The organism is Streptosporangium sp. NPDC001681, from assembly GCF_040298085.1.
GTDB lineage: Bacteria > Actinomycetota > Actinomycetes > Streptosporangiales > Streptosporangiaceae > Streptosporangium.
On the sequence record NZ_JBEOZN010000054.1, the window covers coordinates 45,685 to 59,558 of the forward strand.

A 13,874-nucleotide genomic window follows, 5' to 3' on the forward strand; every position below is an offset into this window, starting at 1 on the left:
ACAATCTCCGGTTGAGTCCACCCGGTGACCGCGAGGACCGGACCACGGCCCTCGGCACGCGACCGGTCGGGCCGCTGCTCTGGGACTCCGCTTCCCAGGCGACCGTGTCGGTCGCGACCTACGGCATCTACGCGCTGACGAACGCCTGGTTCGTCTCCCGCGGCGTGGGGGCGATCGCGTTCGCGGCCGTGAACATCGTGACGCCCATCCTGTTGATCCTCGGGGCGGTGGCGACCACGGTCGGGCTCGGCGGCGCGTCGCTGGTCTCCCGCAGCCTCGGCGCCGGCGACCTCCGGCAAGCCGCTCGGGCGACCGGCAACGCGTTCCTCGTCTACTGGACGACGGCCGTGATCATCGGTGTGCTGGGAGTGCTGCTGGTCGACCCGCTCCTCACCCTGCTGGGCGCCACGGACGAGACTCACGGCTACGCGCGCGACTACGCCCTGATCATTCTGGCGGGTGCGATCACAGCGACCGGCTTCTCCAGCCTGGTGCGGGCCGAGGGACGAATGCGCTTCTCGACCATGCTCTGGGTGGCTCCGGTGGTCTGTCAGATCGTGCTCGATCCGCTGCTGATCTTCGGCTTCGGCCTGGGGGTTCGCGGCGCTGCGCTGGGAACGGTGGGCGGCCAGGCGGTTTCCATGGGTATGAGCCTGTGGTTCTTCTTCGTCCAGCGCGACCGCCCCTACCGCGTCACCCGCGCCGATCTGCGCCCGCACGGCCCCACGTTGCGCCTGCTGGTAGCCGTGGGAGCACCGTCCTTTCTCGGAGGCTTCGGCAACACCCTGGTCGTGGCGCTCGTCAACAACCTGCTGGTGACGCTCGGCGGCCCGGTGCTGATGAGCGCCTACGCCATCTGCAGCCGAATCGGCACGTTCGTCCTGATGCCCCAGCTCGGCATTTCACAGGGGATGCAGCCGCTGATCGGATACAACGCGGGCCGCGCCCTGGCCGCTCGCGTCGGCCGCACGAGAACACTCGCCCTTCGCGCGACAGCGGTCTACGGAACGGTGGCCTGTCTCGTCCTTCTGGTGGCCGCCGCGCCGTTGACGGCGGCGTTCACCGACGATCCAGCGGTCCGGGAAGCGGCGACCCATGCCCTGCGAATCATCGCGCTCAGCTATCCCCTCGCAGGGGTGGCGATGCTCGTGTCGGCGTACTTCCAGGCGTTGGGGCGGGCGCGACCGTCCTACGTGATCTCGATCGGGTCGATCGTGGCGGTCCGGGTGCCGTTGCTGCTCGCCTTCAGCCTCTTCGGAACCCTGTGGTTGTGGATCAGCTTCCCGGTGGCCGAGATCGTCGTCGCGGGAGCCGCGATGTTGATCCTGCGCCGCCTGGGGAAATCACGCGGAGCACACGGTGAGCATGTCCAGCCCTGCTAATGATCTCGAAAGGCTGCGGTCAGGTTAGGGACGGGCCGATCGCCGACTGGGATTTCCCGGGGTACACCGGGGGCATGAGGAGTCACCGAGCTGACCACTGGGCTGTTCGGGGCGCGCCACAGTCCAGGGCGTGTATGGGCTCCGCAATCACATGACGCAGCGGAATCAGCGTGGATTCCCCCGCCGTGTCGAAGGCCGGCGCAGGCTCCACCTGCCGGCCACCGCGCTCACCATCAAGAAGGGGGCCGCCGTGGTCGTACACGACGACCAGGCCCGCCACGGCGTTGCCTCCGCCGAAAGCCCCAGCTCACCACGCACGTCCTTGACCTGAAGTTCAGTTGAGGTTCTAGCGTGCCGTAGTCATGACCACCGACTGACGACAGGGAAACGATGATGATCCTCGTAACCGGCGCAACCGGAAACATCGGAAGCGCTCTGCTGAGGCAACTACACACGTCCGGTTTCACACGCTTGCGAGGTCTGACCCGTGACGCGACACGGGTCTCATTCCCTTCGGGGGTCGAAGCCGTTGAGGGTGATCTCGCTCAGCCGGACTCACTGAAGCCCGCGCTGGACGGGGTGCGTTCGTTGTTCCTGCTGCGGGGCCTGGGCGCGGAGGCCGACGTCCTCACGGCCGCCCGGCAAGCAGGCGTGGAACACGTGGTGCTCGTGTCGTCCATCACGGTCCAGACCCATCCGCACCTGCCCGCCACCGCCGAGAATCTGGCCGTCGAGCAGTTGCTCAGGGACAGCGGCATGGCCTGGACGATCCTACGGCCGACACAGTTCGCCTCGAACACCCTGTGGTGGGCGCAGTCGATCCGCGAGCATGGGACGGTTCGAGTGCCCTACGCGGACATCGGCCTGCCCACCATCCATCCCGCGGACATCGCCGCGGTGGCCCGGGTGGCGCTGACCGAGCCCGGCCACCAGGGAAGGACATATGCACTGACCGGTCCGGAACGGATCACACCCCGGCGACAGATCGAGGCCATCGCCGCGGCGGTGGGGCGGGAGGTGGCCTTCGTCGAGATCAGCCGGCAGGAGGCACATCTGCAGATGGCCTCCTTCATGGGAGACCAGACCGCCGACGCGGTGCTCGATCTGATGGGCGGAGACATCAATGATGAGCTGCTGAAGGTGCGCGACACGGTACCGAGGATCACCGGCTCCCCGGCCAGATCGTTCCAGCAGTGGGCTTCGGAGAATGGCGCCGCCTTCCGCTAGGACCGAATAGACCACCACGCTGGGCCGGGAGTTCCCGCGCGCCCCCTGGCCAATGAGTCCTTGCACGGCTCGCCGGCCGCGCCTACGTTCTTAGTCGTGATCAATATGAGCCGGCGGAGACATCAGATCCTCTTACCGGCGCTGGCGGTGGTCGCCGCTCTCGTCGCGGTGTGGTCCGGGCCCACGTGAACAGGCGCTGAGAGCGTGTCAGGTGCTCGATTGGTACGCCGCTCAGAAGGTCTTCGGCGAGGGCAGCACCATAGAGGACGAGGCCTCGGCCGCGCCGACCGCCGATCCCCTGCAGGGAATCTCATACGTCCCCACACAGTGCAACTACAAGAACAGTAAAAGCACGCTGTATGCCCTTGTTCTCATGCGCACTCCGCTGACAAGCGTCGAGGTGGAGAGGAACGAGGAATTCTGCGACAACATCAGAACGGCCGACTCCCAGGACCTGGAGGGTGTCGCCGACCAGGCGGTCTGGGTTCCCGGCAAGGGGGACCTCTGTGTGTACGCCCACGGCGTGGTGATGCTGATCAGCACCAACCTGAACAACAGTGGCGGCACGGCCCTGCTCGGTGGCACCCTCGAAGGAGCGAAGAGGATAGCCGCGGAGATCATCCCCCGTATCGCGGAATGATCGCCCCAACCCCCGGCAGCGGGGTACAGGCCGCCCTGCGGGTACGCGGCCCGAGGCGGCGTGATTCCCGGCGACCATGTCCGTCTGCCGCCGATCCCGCTTCCAGCGGAGATTCTCTCCCCAGGGCAAAAGTCACCCGGAAGGCACCACCACGTCCACACTTCTTGATCGGTGATGTCACCGCGCAGACGAGCCGTCACGCGTCCCGGGAAAGCGACTCCTCCGCTGCCTGAAGAGAGCGGCTTCCCGCTGAGCCGCTTACGGTGGTCACGCCTGGGCTCCCGGGCGGACGATCATGAGGACCACGACGATCGCCCACAGCAGGTTGTAGATTCCGGCGAGCATGCTCAGGGTGCGCAACCGCTTGCCGTCGTCGGGGTTGGCGAGGGCCTCGCGTTGCTCCGGATAGATTCGCAGGGCGAGCAGAGCACCGGCGGCGGCGGTGAGGACCATGGAGATATTTATCCAAATCTCGCCCATCCGGCCCTGGGTGACGGCCAGAGCGATTCCCACGACGGGCACGACGATGCCGAAGACGCCGTAGCCGCGGGTGATGCGGTGCAGCGCGACAGCCACGGCCCGGTTGCGGTCTCCCGAGGTTTCCGGCCGCGGGTCGACAGACGCGCCCGCGACGGCCGGGCTCACCGCGGCACTCGCGGCGACCGGGGCATAGCGGGAGAACAGGCTTGTCGCGACGGCCGAGCCTCCGACGAACACAATGCTGGCGAGTACATGGACCGACAGCAGCACACCTTCCACGAGCTTCTCCTCTCCACAGCCTTCAGAGAGCCTGAAGCTTAGCAGATGCTTCAGGCTCTCTGAAGGTGGCGGCACAGGAATGGCACCCCTGCTGTCCGGGACGTCTCGCACGTCAGATCAGAGCCGGGAGCGCCCTTCGAACGCGGCGCGTGCGGCGTCGGCGATCTGACGCTGAATCGGGTCGGCGTCCGGGCCGAACAGCCGCTCGTCCACCCCGGCCACGGCCTTCATCGCCTCCCGCATGAGACGCGCGCCCTCGGGCGTGATCTCGATGGCCGAAGCGGACCCGGCGCGAGCGGTGTTGTCACGAACGAGCCCGGCCCCGGACAGCGTCTTCACCGCCGTATGAACGCTCTGTACCGTGATTCCGGACATTCGCGCCAAGTCGCTGAACGATGCGCCGGGCACGCCGGTGATGTGTCCAAGCAGGCCGAACCTGCTCACCGTCAGTCCGAGCGGCGCGAGGGCGGCGCCGAGCTCGGACTCGATCCGGTGCGCCAGCGTGAGCAGCACGATGGAGGGGCTGGTCTCCGGCGGACCTGGACGGGCGTTCTCGATTGTCACCTTCCAAGTCTCCCGCACTGCCCCCCTCGGCTACGGCACCGTCGCCCCCCTTCCGTGCGGCTCTCCTTGTCACTCACAACCACGTTCCAGCTAGTGATGTTTCGCGATGAGACCGCGGCGGGCCGGGCGTTGGAGAAGTTCTCCCTGCCCGACCTGCCCGAGCGGATCTCGGCCCGGGAGCCGGTACGGCTGCGCGTGCGCGAGGAGGTGGCCCGCCACAACGCCTCCCCCTCTCACCACTTCCGCGGGCCGGTCAAACCGGCCGACGCCGAGGCCGAACCGAACGGCTACCGGATGCGAACCGCACGCAGGCTGGACCGGGAGAAACAGGCCGACGCCACGTTCACCCGCAACGGCTTCGTCGATCAGGAACCGGCGGACAGTCGTCGGCGCTGAGAATGATCTAATCAGTTCATAGGTTTTCGGACTTATGTCAGCATTCTGCGCCACCCCGCGTCAGCTGAGCTTCGGGTTCGCGCTGTGGACACGGGCGATGGCGGCCGAGCCGATCCACCGCGAGTTCAAGGTCGAACTGTCGCCGGTGAGCGTGGGCCGCGTCCCGGCCAAGCCGGGCATCTCCCCGCAGCGCCCGCTGTGTCGCGCCTACCAGCAGAATCCGGCGGTCGTGGATGAGTGGAAGCGGCCACCCGGTCCGGCGGGTACCCGACGGGCAGCGCGGTGAGCTCCGGCAGCCCAGTGGCGCGATGACACAGGAACTCCCCCTCGACCAGGCTCTCGGCGAGCAGCACGTGCGCCGGCCCGTTGAACAGGGCGACGAGCGTGTGCGGGCCCTCACCTCCCGGAAGTTAATTAATAGGAAACTTAACTGACAATAACCTTAACGATCAGGCGGGGGTCAAGTTATGATGCCGACAGCGCGCCGCTCAGACGTCCCGGTGTCAACCTGGCACCGCTCCGGGGCGCCGATCAAATTCATCCCGATGGTTCATTGGAACTACTGCTCACGAGCCCTCTCCGTCCCCGCGGTCTCGTAACCCCCCACAGCGTCATGATTCCCGGTGCTTTCGTACCCCGGGCGACAGAAGGGCTGTTCCCTCATGAAGAGAACCCCCCGCCTGCTGGCGCTGGCAGTCTCGTTACTGCTGGCGATCACGGGCGTCCTCATCACGCAGACATCGGCTCAAGCGGCCAATCTGCTGGTGAACGCGGACTTTGAGACCGGAAGTCTCTCCCCCTGGTCCTGCACCGGAGGGCTGGGGTCGGTGGTCGGCTCCCCCGCCCGCTCCGGTACGAAGGCACTCGCCGGCGCGGCGAGCGGCTCCGACAACGCCAAGTGCTCCCAGTCCGTGAGCGTCCGGCCGAACACGGCCTACACCTTGACCGCCTGGGTCCGGGGCAGCTACGTCCACCTTGGCGTGTCCGGCGGCGAGTTCCGCTGGACCTCGTCGGCGACGGCGTACACGCAGCTCAGTGTCCCCTTCACCACCGCGGCCAACCAGACCACCGCCACGGTCTACTTGCACGGCTGGTACGGGCAGGGCACCTACTACGCCGACGACGTCAGCTTCGACGGGCCCGGAGGCACCCCCACTCCTACACCGACTCCCACGCCGACTCCCACGCCGACGCCGACTCCCACGGTCACGCCCACGCCCACGCCGACTCCCACGGTCACGCCGACCGGAAGCACCTGCGCCGTGAAGTCGAGGCCGACGGGCAAGGTCCTCCACGGATACTGGGAGAACTGGGACGGCGCCGCGAACGGTGTGCACCCACCGCTCGGCTGGATTCCGATCACCGACCCCCGCATCACGGCCCACGGCTATAACGTGATCAACGCGGCGTTCCCCGTCATCCGTTCCGACGGCACCGTCCTGTGGGAAGACGGCATGGACTCCACCGTCAAGGTCGCCACCCCGGCCGAGATGTGCCAGGCCAAGGCCGCCGGCCTGACGATCCTGATGTCCATCGGCGGGGCGACCGCAGGCATCGACCTCAGTTCCAGCGCCGTCGCCGACCGCTTCATCGCGACCGTCGTGCCGATCCTCAAGCAGTACAACTTCGACGGCATCGACATCGACATCGAGACCGGCCTCACCGGCAGCGGCAACATCAACCAGTTGTCCACGTCCCAGGCCAACCTCATCCGCATCATCGACGGCGTGCTCGCCCAGATGCCCGCCAACTTCGGCCTGACCATGGCCCCCGAGACGGCGTACGTCACCGGTGGCAGCGTCGTCTACGGCTCGATCTGGGGCTCGTACCTGCCGATTATCAAGAAGTACGCCGACAACGGCCGCCTCTGGTGGCTGAACATGCAGTACTACAACGGAAGCATGTACGGCTGCTCCGGTGACTCGTATTCCGCGGGCACGGTTCAGGGATTCACCGCCCAGACCACCTGCCTGAACAACGGCCTGGTCATCCAGGGCACCACGATCAAGGTTCCCTATGACAAGCAGGTTCCCGGTCTGCCCGCCCAGCCCGGAGCCGGAGGCGGCCACATGACGCCCTCCCTGGTGAGCCAGAGCTGGAACAGCTTCGGCGGCAGCCTCAAGGGGCTGATGACCTGGTCCATCAACTGGGATGGATCAAAGGGCTGGACCTTCGGCGACAACGTCAAGGCACTTCAGGGACGCTAGTCCTTCGACCGCCCAGCCGGTCCGCAGAGCATGGGTCCGGCTGGGCGGTCGAGGCTGACGCGTCCGCGGGGGTGTGCAGGCTCCCCGTGACTCTCGACGTCGCCGGAGAGCGGCTTGCCGGAAAAGGACGAGCCCGGATCTCGAATTCGAGATCCGGGCTCGTCCTTTTGAGCCGCGCCTGGCCGGGTCCGGGCCGCCACCGGATCGTTGCCACGGTGCGGCCGGATACGGCCAGAGGTGGGCGGCGGTGGCTCAGGGTAGGCCGGAGTCGGGCTGGGGGCACGGTGTCGGTCGCCGTGGAAGTCGGCTCAGGGGCGGGTACGGCCACTGTTCCCGTAGGCGCCGCCGGAACGTCGGGAGCGGCGGTCGCCACCGAGCCGGGGCGAGCCGCAACGTGGTGGCAGGCTACCACCACGACCACCTGTTCCTCTCTGCTGGATGGCCGATCAAGCCTCATCGGGTACGGTCGGCCGACGACGGCGCGGCGTCCAGCACTTCGATCCGCACGGCGCTCTCGATCTTGGGCGAGCTTCTCCGGAGCGTACGGGTAAGCCCTCATCCGTGTTCTCTCTTCCATAACCGGCCCAATCGTTCCTATGACAGGAACACCGTTTCATGTTTGGGCCCATCCGTGCCAGACTGCAGGGGCGGACCCCCCAAATAAGGAGAAACCGGTCATGGCCGAGCTGAGTCTTGAACACGAGGGACTGATGGCACACGAAAGATCGACAATGCCCGGCGGGCTGCTGGACATCATGCGGCGAGGAGTGCGGATCTTCGACCTGTCCCAGCCGCTGGAGCCTGGCATGCCCACCTCGCCGAACCATCCCGGGTTCAAGATGGCGCTGATGCGGCGGCACGGGGACATGGTCCGCCCGGACGGCGGCTCGGCGTCCAACGAGATGTTCATGATGGGCGGCCATGTGGGCACCCATGTCGACGCCCTGTCGCACGTGTCGCACAACGGCCTGCTCCACGGCGGCGTCGAGGCGGAGGGAGCCCAGCGCGGCGGGCGGTTCACCGTGCACGGCGCCGAGACGATCCCTGCCATGTTCTGCCGGGGCCTACTCCTCGACGTGGCGGGCGCGCACGGTTTGGACACGCTTCCCGGCGGGCATCCGATCGGCCCCGAGGACCTTGCCGCAGCCGCCGCGCGGGCCGGTGTGACACTGGAGCGCGGAGACGTGGTGCTGGTGCGCACGGGCTGGGCGCGTAACTGGCACGACGCCGAGGCATATATCGGTCACAACAGCGGCGTGCCCGGTGTCACCGAGGAGGGGGCGACATGGCTGGCCGAGCGCGGCGTGGTGGCCACCGGCGCGGACACCACCGCCTATGAGCACATTCCGCCCGGCCAGGGCCACCGACTGCTGCCCGCTCACCGTGTTCTGCTGGTGGAGCACGGCATCCACATCATCGAGCATCTGCGCCTGGAGGATCCCGCCGCCGCCGGAGTGGCGGAATTCCTCTTCGTGCTCGCGCCACTGAAGATCGTCGGCGGCACCGGTGCGCCCGTACGCCCGCTGGCCGTCGTCGAGACATCCGCCTTGGCCTAGACCGTGAGCCGCGGATCAGGACATATACCCCAGCCGACCGGAGACGCGAGCGGTGGCCTTGACCAGCGCGGCGGCACAGCCGTCGGCCTCGTTCCTGAACCGCTCAAGAGGTCCGCAGACGCTGATGACGGCGAGCGGGCGCCCCGCGTGGTCGAAGACCGGGGCCGCCACCGAGCCCGCGCCGGGCTGGCGCTCACCGTAGGAGACCGCGTAACCCACCTGGCGGATGTGCTCCAGCTGCTCCCGCAGCGTGGTCCGCTCGCCGGAAGCATGACGCGAGAGATAGCCGTCCCGCTCGGTGTCCGGCAGGAAGGCGAGGAATACCTTGGAGGAGGCCCCGATGTGCAGGGGATACGGCACACCGAGCGTCACCGACATGCGGACCTCGCGCGCGGGGGTGACCTGCTCCACGTAGATCCGGCCACTGCCGCTGCGCACCGAGAGCGTCGCGGTCTCCCCGGTCTCAGCCGACAGCGCCGCGAGCTCCGGGGCGGCGACGCCCCGGATGTCGATGCGGTCGAGGTAGGCGAGGCCCAGTCGCATCGACATCACGCCGAGCGAGTATCTACGCGTCTCCTCGTCCAGCTCGATCAACTGACGGCTGCGCAGCGAGGCGAGGATCCGGTGCACGGCAGCCTTGGAGAGGGACAGCCGGTCGGCGATCTCGGTGACGCCCAGGGTAGGCGTGGCCGACTCGGCGAACAGCACGAGCACGTCGGCCGCCCGCTCGACCGTCGATGCGGTCTGACTCGTGGGCTGAGCCGGGTCGTCTTCGGACATGGGCTGACTCCGTTTCCACAGGGGCTCAACAGATCTTCGCATCGGGCCGCGCGTCGTGCACGCCATCAGCATCTCAGTATATTTCGGAACAATATTCCAAAAAAAGGAACATTAGGAGGCCCCGCATGGCCAGTGGCCCTCTGGACGGCGTCGTCGTCCTTGACATCGCCACCCTTTTCGCCGGACCACTCGCTGCCACGATCCTCGGCGACTACGGTGCGGACGTCATCAAGGTCGAGCACCCGGCCAAGGGCGACCCTTCACGGTCGCACGGCCCGGCCAAGGACGGCGTGGGGCTCTGGTGGAAGATGCTCTCCCGCAACAAGCGGGCGGTGACCTGCGACTTCGGCCGGCCCGAGGGGGCCGCGCTGCTGCGTCGGCTGGTGGAGCGGGCCGATGTGCTGATCGAGAACTTCCGGCCCGGCACGCTGGAGCGCTGGGGCCTGTCCCCCGCCGAGCTTCACGCGATCAACCCCGGCCTGGTCATCGCCCGGGTCACCGGGTTCGGACAGGAGGGGCCCTATTCCCGGCGGCCCGGCTTCGGCACGCTGGCCGAGTCGATGAGCGGCTTCGCGGCGATCACCGGCGAGCCCGGCGGCCCGCCGACCCTGCCGCCCTTCGGCCTGGCGGACGGCATATCGGCCCTGGTCTGCGCCAACGCCATCACCATGGCGCTCTACCACCGCGACCACGGCTCCGGCCAGGGCCAGGTGGTGGACCTCGCGATCATCGAGCCGCTGCTGACCATCCTCGGTCCGCAGCCCCTCGCGTTCGACCAGCTCGGCGAGGTGCCGTCACGCACCGGCAACCGCTCGATCAACAACGCCCCGCGCAACACCTACAAGACCCGCGACGGCAAATGGGTGGCGGTCTCGACCTCCTCCCAGAACATCGCCGAGCGGGTGATGCGCCTCGTCGGCCATCCCGAAGTCATCGACGAGCCGTGGTTCAAGGGTGGCAAGAGCCGCGCCGAGCACGGCGACGAACTGGACGCCCACGTGGGCGGCTGGATCGCCGCCCGCGATGTCGCCGAGGTGGTCTCGGCCTTCGAGAAGGCCGAGGCGGCGGTCGCCCCGATCTATGACATCCGTGACGTCTTCGCCGACCCGCAGTACCAGGCGCTGGACTCGATCACCACGGTCGAGGACCCCGACTTCGGGCCGATCAGAATGCAGAACGTCTTGTTCCGCCTGTCACAGACACCAGGCTCGATCCGGTGGACCGGGCCGGCGCTCGGCGCGCACAACGACGAGGTGTACGGCGAACGCCTCGGCATGTCGGCCGGGGAACTGAGCGGGCTCCGGGACCAGGGTGTGATCTAGTGACCGCCTTGCCCCCTGGTCCGCATAGTGGTACAAGGTTACAAATATCGGAACAATCTCTGGAGAAACCGGTGAGTGAGAAGACCCTCGCGGAGCGGATCGCCGCTTTCGCGGCGGCCTGCCGCTACGACGAACTGCCCCCCGATGTGACCGACAGCGTCCGCAGCCGGGTCCTCGATATCCTCGGCCTCTGCCTGGCGGCCAGGGGCCTGCCCTCCAGCCAGGCGGTGCTCGGATATGTCACCGACCAGGGCGGGCGGGGCGACAGCCATGTGATCGGTGAGCCCGAGCCCGTGCCCGCCGCGCTCGCGGCGCTGGCCAACGGGGTGCTCGCCCACTCGCTCGACTACGACGACACCCATCTGCCCTCGGTCCTGCACCCCAGCGCCTCGGTGGTACCCGCCGCACTGGCCGCGGGCCAGCTCGCCGGCGCCTCGGGCCGGGAGACGATCGCGGCGATCGCGGCCGGCCTAGAGGTGTGCGTGCGGCTCGGCATGGCCGGCTACGACAGGAAGGCCGGAAACTCCACCTTCTTCGAGTACGGCCAGCACGCCACATCGATCTGCGGCACGATCGGCTCGGCCGTGTCGGCGGCCATGCTCCTCGGCCTGGGCGAGGAGGGCGTCCGAAACGCGATCGGCGTGGCGGCCTCCATGTCCTCGGGGATCATCGAGGCCAACCGCACCGGCGGCACGGTCAAGCGCACGCACTGCGGCTGGGCCGCGCACTCCGGGGTGACGGCGGCCCAGCTCGTCCAGCGGGGCATCACCGGGCCGCCGACCGTCCTCGAAGGCAGGTTCGGCTTCTTCACCGCCTTCCTGCGCGGCGAGTTCGACGCCGAGGAGATCACCCGCGGCCTGGGCACCGTATGGGCCGTACCCGGCATCTTCTTCAAGCCGTACCCGGCCAACCACTTCACCCACACCGCCATCGACGCGGCCCTGGCACTGCGGGCGCGGGGGCTCGACCCCGGCGAGATCGAGTCGATCACTCTCGGCGCCCCCTCGCCGGTCATCCGCACCATCGGCCAGCCGATCGAGCACAAACGGCTGCCGGAGACCGGCTATCAGGCCCAGTTCAGCGGGCCGTACGCCGTGGCGGCGGGACTGCTCGGCGGCGGCGGGTTGGGCGTGGGCCTCGACGACTTCACCGACGAGCTGGCCCGCGACCCGCGGCGGCGGGCTCTCATGGCCAAGGTCGAGGTGGTCGCCGACGAGCGCTGCGACCAGATCTTCCCCGAGCAGTTCCCCGCGGTTCTGTGCGTGCGCACGGCCGACGGCCGGAAGTGGACCGAGGAGGTGCTCGCCAACCGGGGCGGCCCGCAGCGCCCACTGTCGGAGGAGGAACTCGGGCTGAAATTCCGCGACAACGCGGGCCGTGCCCTGTCCTCCGAGGCGATGGACCGCGTCGAGGACGGCATACGCCGTATGGCGGAAATGAGCAACCTGAACGACCTGCTGCGACAGGTCTCCTGATGGATCGAGTGGAGGCGACGATGGAATCCCTGGACCTCGTGGTGAAGAACGTCCGGGTCGTACGGCACGACCGGCCCGAGCCGGAGACCCTCGACATCGGGGTGTCGGACGGGCGGATCGTACGGCTCGCGCCCGGCATCCCCGTGACCGAGGCGACCACCGTGGTGGACGGCGGCGGCAAGCTGGCCTTCCCCGGTGTCGTGGACGCCCACCAGCACTGGGGCATCTACAACCCGCTGGCCGAGGACACCCGCAGCGAGAGCCGCGCCTGCGCCCAGGGCGGGGTGACCACTGCACTGTCCTACATGCGCACCGGCCAGTACTACCTCAACAAGGGCGGTGACTACGCGGACTTCTTCCCCGAGGTCCTGTCGATCTCCGAGGGCAACGCCCACGTCGACTACGCCTACCACCTGGCCCCGATGTCGCGCCGCCACATCGAGGAGATCCCCGACCTGGTCGAGAGATTCGGCGTCACCTCTTTCAAGATCTTCATGTTCTACGGTGGCCACGGCCTGCACGGCCGCTCCGCCGACCAGCGCTCCTTCCTGATGACGCCCGAGGACGAGCGCTACGACTACGCTCACTTCGAGTTCGTCATGCGCGGCGTGCAGGCCGCGCGTGAGCGCTTCCCCGACATCGCCGACCAGATCTCGCTGTCGCTGCACTGCGAGACCGCCGAGATCATGACGGCCTACACCAAGATGGTCGAGGAGCGCGGAGGGGTACGCGACCTGCGCGCCTATCACGAGTCCAGGCCCCCGCACTCCGAGGGGCTGGCCGTCTCGATCGCCTCCTATCTGGCCCACGAGACCGGTCTGCCCACCGTCAACCTGCTGCACCTGACCTCGCGCAAGGCGTTGGAGGCGGCGCTGCGGATGAGCGTGGCCTTCCCCCACATCGACTTCCGCAGGGAGGTCACCATCGGCCACCTGCTCGCCGACGTGGACACCGCCTCGGGGCTCGGCGGCAAGGTCAACCCGCCCCTCCGGCCCCGTGAGGACGTCGAGGCGCTGTGGGAGTACGTCCTGGACGGGCAGGTCGACTGGGTGGTCAGCGACCACGCGTGCTGCCGGGAGGAGGCCAAGTTCGGCGAACCCCGCGACGATGTGTTCGTGGCCAAGTCCGGCTTCGGCGGCGCGGAATACCTGTTGCCCGGCCTGATCACCGAGGGCCGCCGGCGCGGCCTGCCCTATTCCGAGATGGCGCGGCTGCTGTCCTGGAACCCCGCCAGGAGATACGGCCTGGCCGGCAAGGGTGCGCTCGCCGAGGGCTACGACGCGGACCTCTGCCTGGTGGATCCGGACGTGAACTGGACGGTGCGGGCGGCCGAGTCGGAGTCCACGCAGGAATACACCCCGTTCGAGGGCTTCGAGCTCGGCGCGCGGGTCACCGACACGTTCGTCCGGGGCCACCACGTGCTGCGCGGCGGCAAGGTCGAGGGCGATCCGCAGGGCCGCTACATCTCCCGCACCGGCGCCTGACCCGCTGGACTGGGCGGCAAGAACCCGATGGTGGTCATGCCGGACGCCGACCTGGACCTGGCCGTGGAGGGCGCACTGTTCG

At 68.2% G+C, this 13,874-nt stretch carries 14 protein-coding genes; 11 read left to right on the forward strand and 3 right to left on the reverse strand.

The window, feature by feature from the left end:
* The first annotated feature begins 11 nt into the window (after positions 1–11).
* The 3 genes from ABT130_RS24115 (at position 12) to ABT130_RS24125 (ending at position 3,249) form a co-directional block, all read left to right on the forward strand.
* Positions 12–1,382 carry an MATE family efflux transporter gene (locus ABT130_RS24115; RefSeq protein WP_350958760.1) on the forward strand — a complete coding sequence of 457 codons (1,371 nt, stop codon included), beginning with the start codon at positions 12–14 and terminating at the stop codon, positions 1,380–1,382.
* Between the two features lie 393 nt (positions 1,383–1,775).
* Positions 1,776–2,609, forward strand: a complete 834-nt coding sequence (locus ABT130_RS24120; RefSeq protein WP_350958783.1) for an SDR family oxidoreductase — start codon at positions 1,776–1,778, stop codon at positions 2,607–2,609.
* A 211-nt stretch (positions 2,610–2,820) separates the two neighbouring features.
* Complete coding sequence (locus ABT130_RS24125) at positions 2,821–3,249, forward strand: hypothetical protein (protein WP_350958762.1); 429 nt, start codon at positions 2,821–2,823, stop codon at positions 3,247–3,249.
* Between the two features lie 267 nt (positions 3,250–3,516).
* Here the strand turns inward: ABT130_RS24125 and ABT130_RS24130 are convergent, their stop codons facing one another.
* Together ABT130_RS24130 and ABT130_RS24135 are read right to left on the reverse strand one after the other, a co-directional pair.
* Positions 3,517–4,008 (reverse strand): hypothetical protein, encoded by a 492-nt coding sequence (locus ABT130_RS24130; RefSeq protein ID WP_350958765.1) that lies wholly within the window; start codon positions 4,006–4,008, stop codon positions 3,517–3,519.
* Positions 4,009–4,125: 117 nt separating this feature from the next.
* Entirely contained in the window at positions 4,126–4,572 is a 447-nt protein-coding gene (locus ABT130_RS24135) for a MarR family winged helix-turn-helix transcriptional regulator (protein ID WP_350920220.1), read from the reverse strand.
* Between the two features lie 93 nt (positions 4,573–4,665).
* On the opposite strand from ABT130_RS24135, the gene ABT130_RS24140 reads away from it, so the two are divergent.
* The 4 genes from ABT130_RS24140 (at position 4,666) to ABT130_RS24155 (ending at position 8,731) form a co-directional block, all read left to right on the forward strand.
* A complete protein-coding gene (locus ABT130_RS24140) occupies positions 4,666–4,968 on the forward strand; it encodes a hypothetical protein (RefSeq protein ID WP_350958767.1) in 303 nt (100 codons plus the stop codon).
* A 34-nt stretch (positions 4,969–5,002) separates the two neighbouring features.
* Positions 5,003–5,254: a helix-turn-helix domain-containing protein gene (locus tag ABT130_RS24145; RefSeq protein WP_350958769.1), complete on the forward strand. Its 252-nt coding sequence runs from the start codon at positions 5,003–5,005 to the stop codon at positions 5,252–5,254.
* Positions 5,255–5,630: 376 nt separating this feature from the next.
* On the forward strand, positions 5,631–7,175 hold the full coding sequence (locus ABT130_RS24150; protein WP_350958772.1) for a glycosyl hydrolase family 18 protein: 1,545 nt from the start codon (positions 5,631–5,633) through the stop codon (positions 7,173–7,175).
* A 677-nt stretch (positions 7,176–7,852) separates the two neighbouring features.
* Entirely contained in the window at positions 7,853–8,731 is an 879-nt protein-coding gene (locus ABT130_RS24155) for a cyclase family protein (RefSeq protein ID WP_350958773.1), read from the forward strand.
* A gap of 15 nt (positions 8,732–8,746) precedes the next feature.
* Here the strand turns inward: ABT130_RS24155 and ABT130_RS24160 are convergent, their stop codons facing one another.
* Entirely contained in the window at positions 8,747–9,511 is a 765-nt protein-coding gene (locus ABT130_RS24160; protein WP_350920229.1) for an IclR family transcriptional regulator, read from the reverse strand.
* A gap of 125 nt (positions 9,512–9,636) precedes the next feature.
* Here ABT130_RS24160 and ABT130_RS24165 point away from each other — a divergent pair, with 125 nt between their 5' ends.
* From ABT130_RS24165 to ABT130_RS24180, 4 genes are all read left to right on the forward strand, one after another.
* Positions 9,637–10,833 carry a CaiB/BaiF CoA transferase family protein gene (locus ABT130_RS24165; RefSeq protein WP_350920232.1) on the forward strand — a complete coding sequence of 399 codons (1,197 nt, stop codon included), beginning with the start codon at positions 9,637–9,639 and terminating at the stop codon, positions 10,831–10,833.
* A gap of 71 nt (positions 10,834–10,904) precedes the next feature.
* Complete coding sequence (locus tag ABT130_RS24170) at positions 10,905–12,308, forward strand: MmgE/PrpD family protein (protein ID WP_350958776.1); 1,404 nt, start codon at positions 10,905–10,907, stop codon at positions 12,306–12,308.
* Positions 12,309–12,328: 20 nt separating this feature from the next.
* Positions 12,329–13,792, forward strand: coding sequence for a dihydroorotase (locus tag ABT130_RS24175; RefSeq protein WP_350920238.1), 1,464 nt, complete (start codon positions 12,329–12,331; stop codon positions 13,790–13,792).
* Between the two features lie 9 nt (positions 13,793–13,801).
* Positions 13,802–13,874: hypothetical protein (locus tag ABT130_RS24180; protein WP_350958785.1), on the forward strand; the 73-nt coding region annotated here is incomplete at its 3' end.

Bases quoted from the DNA above. Each gene is read 5' to 3' on its own strand.
- ABT130_RS24120 (WP_350958783.1), top strand. From the start codon at position 1,776: ATGATCCTCGTAACCGGCGCAACCGGAAACATCGGAAGCGCTCTGCTG.
- ABT130_RS24145 (WP_350958769.1), top strand. From the start codon at position 5,003: ATGTCAGCATTCTGCGCCACCCCGCGTCAGCTGAGCTTCGGGTTCGCG.
- ABT130_RS24150 (WP_350958772.1), top strand. From the start codon at position 5,631: ATGAAGAGAACCCCCCGCCTGCTGGCGCTGGCAGTCTCGTTACTGCTG.
- ABT130_RS24155 (WP_350958773.1), top strand. From the start codon at position 7,853: ATGGCCGAGCTGAGTCTTGAACACGAGGGACTGATGGCACACGAAAGA.
- ABT130_RS24160 (WP_350920229.1), bottom strand. From the start codon at position 9,511: ATGTCCGAAGACGACCCGGCTCAGCCCACGAGTCAGACCGCATCGACG.
- ABT130_RS24165 (WP_350920232.1), top strand. From the start codon at position 9,637: ATGGCCAGTGGCCCTCTGGACGGCGTCGTCGTCCTTGACATCGCCACC.
- ABT130_RS24175 (WP_350920238.1), top strand. From the start codon at position 12,329: ATGGAATCCCTGGACCTCGTGGTGAAGAACGTCCGGGTCGTACGGCAC.